At 61.8% G+C, this 5671-nt stretch carries 6 protein-coding genes and 2 pseudogenes; 2 read left to right on the top strand and 6 right to left on the bottom strand.

From position 1 onward, the window contains the following. Both HMPREF2967_RS12805 and HMPREF2967_RS06195 read left to right on the top strand, forming a co-directional pair. Nucleotides 1-245 (top strand): annotated as a pseudogene (locus tag HMPREF2967_RS12805) (integrase core domain-containing protein); the annotation flags it as partial. Between the two features lie 85 nt (nucleotides 246-330). Continuing rightward, nucleotides 331-1281 carry an ROK family protein gene (locus HMPREF2967_RS06195; protein ID WP_319803317.1) on the top strand — a complete coding sequence of 317 codons (951 nt, stop codon included), beginning with the start codon at nucleotides 331-333 and terminating at the stop codon, nucleotides 1279-1281. A gap of 27 nt (nucleotides 1282-1308) precedes the next feature. Here the strand turns inward: HMPREF2967_RS06195 and HMPREF2967_RS06190 are convergent, their stop codons facing one another. From HMPREF2967_RS06190 to HMPREF2967_RS06165, 6 genes and pseudogenes are all read right to left on the bottom strand, one after another. After that, the gene (locus HMPREF2967_RS06190; protein ID WP_070524703.1) at nucleotides 1309-1515 is read right to left on the bottom strand and encodes an HAD-IA family hydrolase; all 207 of its coding nucleotides are present in this window, start codon (nucleotides 1513-1515) and stop codon (nucleotides 1309-1311) included. Between the two features lie 442 nt (nucleotides 1516-1957). Then, nucleotides 1958-2332: a hypothetical protein gene (locus tag HMPREF2967_RS06185; protein ID WP_070524705.1), complete on the bottom strand. Its 375-nt coding sequence runs from the start codon at nucleotides 2330-2332 to the stop codon at nucleotides 1958-1960. 129 nt (nucleotides 2333-2461) lie between these two features. Continuing rightward, nucleotides 2462-2950 (bottom strand): ferritin, encoded by a 489-nt coding sequence (locus tag HMPREF2967_RS06180; protein ID WP_070524707.1) that lies wholly within the window; start codon nucleotides 2948-2950, stop codon nucleotides 2462-2464. Between the two features lie 228 nt (nucleotides 2951-3178). Further along, on the bottom strand, nucleotides 3179-3961 hold the full coding sequence (locus HMPREF2967_RS06175; protein ID WP_083306853.1) for an HtaA domain-containing protein: 783 nt from the start codon (nucleotides 3959-3961) through the stop codon (nucleotides 3179-3181). A 126-nt stretch (nucleotides 3962-4087) separates the two neighbouring features. Continuing rightward, on the bottom strand, nucleotides 4088-4750 hold the full coding sequence (locus HMPREF2967_RS06170; protein ID WP_180963879.1) for a biliverdin-producing heme oxygenase: 663 nt from the start codon (nucleotides 4748-4750) through the stop codon (nucleotides 4088-4090). A gap of 178 nt (nucleotides 4751-4928) precedes the next feature. Continuing rightward, nucleotides 4929-5636, bottom strand: a pseudogene (locus tag HMPREF2967_RS06165) (SulP family inorganic anion transporter); the annotation flags it as partial. Between the last annotated feature and the right edge of the window lie 35 nt (nucleotides 5637-5671).

The following is a 5671-nucleotide window of genomic DNA, read 5'->3' as shown; positions in this document are numbered from 1 at the left end:
TTCGCCAATCCATGGGAGCGGTGGGAACGAGTGCTGATAATGCCCTGGCAGAATCATTTAACGCCACCTTAAAGCGTGAAGTCCTGCGTGATCGGAAAGTCTTTGACAATCCCATCGTCTGCCGCCAAGAAGTCTTTCGATGGTGCATGCGCTACAACACGCGCAGACGACACTCCTGGTGCAATCTTCTAGCCCCCGATGACTTCGAAGCACTCACATCAGCTACACTGACCCAAGCAGCATAGCTAACCCCCGACGTGTCCACTGTCCGGGGGTCAGGCCCGTCTCCACCTCGTACGCCTCAATCCCATCATCACGCGCAGCGAGCTCGTGGAGGCCACCGGACTGTCCCAGCCCACCATCACCCGCGCCACCGCCGCTCTCCTCAAGGCCGGCCTCATCCAAGAGCGCACGGACCTCACCCGCTCCCAAGGTCGCGGCCGCCCCACGGTTCCGCTCGAGGCCTCCGATAACGGCTGGCTCCTTTCCGGCATCGCGGTCGGCACCACCTCGACGTATATCGGCCTCTACGACACCCGCGGCCGCATTATCCGCGAAGACAACGTTCCCACCCCGGTCTCGAAGCTCAGCCCCGATGACTTCGTCGAGCACGTCATCGCTGGCGTCAACCGGCTCACCACCGGTGTCGACCGCACACTCGTTTCCGTCGGCGTGACCACCTCCGGCTCCGTCGACGAAGAAGGCAAGGTCCACGCGGCCAACCTCGGCTGGGACGGCATGGATATCGCAGGACGCCTCGACTTCCAGTTCGGCGTCCCCGTCACTGTCACCCCGGCCGTGCCCGCCATCCTCGCTTCGGAGACGCAGGCCGCTCCTCTCGGCGACGAAGCCCGCACGCTCGTCCTCTTCGCGGATGACTCGATTGGCGCCGCCCTGTCCGATGAGGACGGCGTTGCCTCCATCGAGCTCCCACAGTTCGACGGCGCCGACCCACGCGACACCCTCGTCAACGCCGCGCTTGCGCCCCGTCTCGCTGAGGCTGCCGATGCCCCCCTCGGTCCTTGCCCAGCGCGCCTCCGACCTCGGCCGCCTTACGGCCCAGCTTATCGATGCCCACCGCCCCGACACCGTGGTCATCGCCGGCTCCGCCTTCTACGACGTGCCCACCGCGCCGAAGCTCTTTGCCTCGGCCGCACGCGGCGAGCTCGACCCCGATCTCGCGTCCGCGACGGAGCTGCGCATGATCCCCAACCACAAGGAGATCGTCCGCTCCATCGCCCGCGCCGTCGCGCTCGACCCGCTCCTGCGCACGCCGCTTGAGCTGAACACCGCGAAGGTGCGCGCCGCCTAGGCCAGCCCGCACTCCGCACGCAGTTCGGCAAGGTTGCCGTCGTAGAGATACCCGCGCAGCCCTGCCGCCCGTGCTGCGTCGACGTTGCCCTGGGTGTCATCAATAAAGAGTGTGTCTTTCGCACTCGCACCCAACGCGTCCATCGCCACGTCGAAGGCCCGCTTGTCGGGCTTGACCACGCCAATCTCGCCACTGAGCACCACGGCGGTGAATTCCTTGAGTCACGAGTCGTTGCGCTCGCGCACCATACGACCGAGTCCCACCGGAATATTGGACAGCACGCCCACCGCATTGCCCGCGCCAAGCAACTCCTGGGCGACCCCACGACGTCGAGGTCCGGCGCCGTACACGGCTCGAAGTCCTGAGCGACGGCCTCAGAGATATCGAAGTCCGGAAGGCCTAGGCGCACCTGCATCTGGCGCCACCAGCGTTCGTCGCTCACCACGCCCGCGTCATAGGCCGGGCGCAATTCGTTATACGCCGTCCAAAAAGCGGCCGGATCCTCGGCACCGACGAGACGTAGCAGCGCCTCCTTCGGCTCCGGTGGGCGATGACGGAGCAAGACTCCGTAGAAATCGAAAAGATACGTCGACATACATCCAGACTACGGAAAGCCGCGCAGACTCGTCCCAAAACGACAGAGTTCTAGAAACGGAACAAGCGTCCGGGCAGCCCCGTGGGCACGAGCAGCACCGCCACGGCACCCAGCGCCGCGCCTCCTGCATACAGCGGCACAATGGCGTCCGGAATGATGCCGAGCGGCGTGAAGATCACCAAGCCCACGGCGGCAAGCACGAGCGCGCCGCCGACTGACGCAATGGACTTCTGCGGCAGGCTCACCGCGATGAGCGCAGCAAAAAGAAAGAGACCCGCCCCCGCGAAGGGCCCCAGCATGAGTGCCGCACCAAGCAGAAAAGTGCCGAGCGCAACGTGCGTACTGCTCAACGCCATGCCGACGCCCAAGGCGACGGCGAGCGCGAGGAGCACGACCACGGTCCAGGTTTTCTGCTTCATAGACATATAAAACGCAGTCTCCCACCAACCATGGGGTTGGTGGGAGATATTAGGACAATCTTGATGGGTTTGTTACCGCATGGTCACTGTCCCTTGACCTTTGTGTATTAGCTAGGCCTTGATGGCCACGCGTGACTACTTTGCGCGGGAGCCCAGAGTGGCGTCGATGCGCAGGAGGCCGGAGCCATCGTTGCCCACGAGCTTGATCTGGTCAATAATCTCGGTGACGGTGTCCTCTTCCTCAATCTGCTCGTCGAGGAACCAGTTCACGATCTGGCGGGACTCAAGGTCCTTCACCTCATCAGCGGTACGAGCGATCTCGCGGATCTGCTCGGAGACCTTCTGCTCGTGTGCGTAGGCAGCCTCGAAAGCGTCGAGCGGGGTCGCGGCCTTCACAGACGGAACCGGGACATCGGTGAGCTCCACGCGGTAACCGCGTGCGAGGAGGTGGTTGGCAAACTTCTGAGCGTGCTCGCGCTCCTCCGCAGCCTGAGCGTAGAACCAGTCACGCATGCCCGGGAAGGAAAGATCATCCATCTCGTAGGCCAGCTGGGTGTAGATGAGGGCGGCGCCGTGCTCGTTAATAACCTGTGCGTTCAGCAGGCTCTGCAGCTTCTCGTTCATTGAATATCCTTGCCTTTCGGTACCTGTTCAATAGGTAAATTTCTGTCTTTTCCGACGGCTATCCAACGGGTTTCCGGCGGTATAGTCTCCCATAATACAGATATTCAAAAATGCCGCTAGCTAGGTTAGGGTTCCCAAACATGCAGGCCAAAGACAATTTTGGTCACGGTAACCTAAGTTACCGCAACCTGATCAACGCCCGAATCCACACAAACGGAAGCAATCGAACTAGAGTCGGATGCCCGCCCGCTTGAGCGCATCAAGCACCAAAGGCATCCCTGCCACCGCGGTACCCACGAGCGCCACAACGCCCGCAATCACCCCCACGAGGATGCCGATACCCTCGCTCGACGGTTCCTCCGAGCTCAGCGTTCCCAACTGCGCGGAAGCCTGGGCAAGTCCCGTCGACTTATGCCCCTCGACTACCCCGGCATCCTTGCCATCAGCGAAGTCCAGCACGAGATCAACGTCGCCGCCCTCAAGTATCTGACCTTCCTTATAGCGCAGTAGCGAGCCCTCCAGGCCTGCACCCGCGGTGGCCTGGCGATCCTGCGCGCTCACATCGGTCCCAACCGCGATGGGGGCATCGAGGGTGAACGTGACCAGCACGTCATCATCGCCATCCCTGTCGACCTGCGCGCCCTTATCGCCCGGATCCCCGGACAAAACGTAGTCTCCAACGAGCTCGACCTTCGTGCCTTGCACCTGCAGCTTGAGATCTGAGTAGGTGAGATCGAGGCCGGCCGAGCCGCCCGCGCCCAGGCCTTTGTAGGCCACGATATGCGCCGAACCGTCAAGGACGATGGTGCCGTTGCCGTCCGCATCTAACGTCGTCTCAGCGACGTTGACCGGAAAGAGCAGCTGATTGTCCTTATACGTCGCCCCATCCGTGGTCGTCCAACGGCCAGCTGCCATTGGGCCAGCAAGATGCTCCATAAATGAGGTCTTGATGGGCCAGGCGAATGTACCCGCCGTCAGGTCCTGCGTTGCAGCAGTAGCCGGAACAGCCATTGCAGAGACGATAAGAGCAGATGCGAGAGAAGCAGAAGAGATTTTCTTCACGCGACAGACCTCCAGGTCACTTTAGAAATACAGATAAAACAAGAAGGAGGAAGAGAGGAAATAGTGAACCCGGCGCTACGCTGCGCCCGGATACAGCTTCGCTAGCTCGGCGAAGACTGCCGAGTTACACGCGAAGGCGGCCTGTGCCTCGGCGATGAGAGCGGCACGCTGGGCATCAGAAAGCGCGAGCTCGTCGAGCGCCTTGCGGTACGCGCTGCGGTAGGGCGGAATCTTGCCAATCGCCGCGAAGTTATAGAAATTGAGCGCATCCGGGTCGATACCGTAGAGAGCCCCCAGGCGCGCGGCAATAACCTGCCCACCCGAGATATCGCCAAGGTAGCGCACGTAGTGGTGAGCAACGACCCGGGGCTCCGATCCCGGCGTATCGAGCGATTCCAGGCGCGCGACGTAGCGTGCGGTGGCGGGAAGGATACGCACCTCGTCGCGCCACTGCGGGCCGTACATTTCCGCGAGGTCGAGTTCCAGCGCATCGCGGCGTTCCAACCGGGGGTCGGCCACCGCTCCGGCGATGCGAGTATCCGCTACCGTGCGGACCGCGCGCTCAAGCGCCTCATAGATAAACCACAACTGCCCAGTAAAGGTGGCGAGTGCCTCTGCGCTGAGCTCACCCGCCATCAAGCGGGTCATAAAATCTGAGCCCTCTGCGCTGGCGTGCGCTCGCGCGGTTTCCTCACGCAGCATCTGCGAAAGCGGCGTCGTGGTCATGGCAACGGTCATGGCCAAATTCCTCCTGATTAAGTAACGCTTGCCTAACCTTAATGTGGATAGTCTAAACAAGGCAAGCCTTACATATCAAGACCTATGCCATACTTCATGCCCACAGTGACGCATATTCGACCGAAAGTATGACTAATCGTCGCACCCCCATGCTCAGCGCACATCTCTCCCCCAGGTTTTAGTCCCCCAAATTGCCCGAGAGCCGGTCGAGGCGCTGCTGACTGACCGGATCAAGACCCCGAATATCCACGGTCACGCCGCGCTGCGCGTATTTCTCACGCACCGCATCCAGCGTCGCCACAGTCGAGGCATCCCATACCTGCGCAGCCGACATGTCGATATCGACCTCAGAGACTCCCAGCGTGTAGTCAAAGGAATAGACAAGGTCGTTGGACGAAGCAAAGAAAAGCTGGCCGGTGACGCGGTACGCGGCGCGGGTGGCATCGGAAGCAACGAGCTCGACCTGGGTGAGGTGCGCGACGCGACGCGCGAACGCAATCATGGCCGTGAGCACGCCGGCGATGACGCCGACCGCCAGGTTGTGAGTAACCAATGTCCCCACAACCGTCACGAGCATGACCAGCGTTTCCGACAGCGGCATGCGGTGGATGGTGCGCACCGAGTGCCAATCCACCGTGTCCGCGGCGACGAGGATCATGACGGCGACAAGCGCAGTCATGGGAATCGCACCCACGGTATCGCCCAACACAAGGATGAGAATGAGGAGGAAGATGCCAGCGAGCAGGCTCGACAGGCGCGTGCGAGCACCAGAAGCTTTGACGCCAATCATCGCACACACGCCCATGCCGCCGATGCTCGCCGCAAGGACGTTGCCAATACCCTGACCGAGGGACTCGCGCGTTTTATCCGAGTGGCTGTCCGTAATGTGGCCCTTCCGGTTTTAGAGTGCGTTGATTTTGT

The organism is Corynebacterium sp. HMSC059E07 (assembly GCF_001814395.1).
Lineage (GTDB): Bacteria > Actinomycetota > Actinomycetes > Mycobacteriales > Mycobacteriaceae > Corynebacterium > Corynebacterium hesseae.
The sequence above is the reverse complement of the archived record's forward strand: the minus strand, read 5'-3'. Positions and strand labels throughout refer to the sequence as shown.

Excerpts from the sequence above, each read along its gene's own strand:
- HMPREF2967_RS06175 (WP_083306853.1), bottom strand. The coding sequence starts at position 3,961 with ATGGCTGTTCCGGCTACTGCTGCAACGCAGGACCTGACGGCGGGTACA.
- HMPREF2967_RS06180 (WP_070524707.1), bottom strand. The coding sequence starts at position 2,950 with ATGAACGAGAAGCTGCAGAGCCTGCTGAACGCACAGGTTATTAACGAG.
- HMPREF2967_RS06185 (WP_070524705.1), bottom strand. The coding sequence starts at position 2,332 with ATGTCTATGAAGCAGAAAACCTGGACCGTGGTCGTGCTCCTCGCGCTC.
- HMPREF2967_RS06170 (WP_180963879.1), bottom strand. The coding sequence starts at position 4,750 with ATGACCGTTGCCATGACCACGACGCCGCTTTCGCAGATGCTGCGTGAG.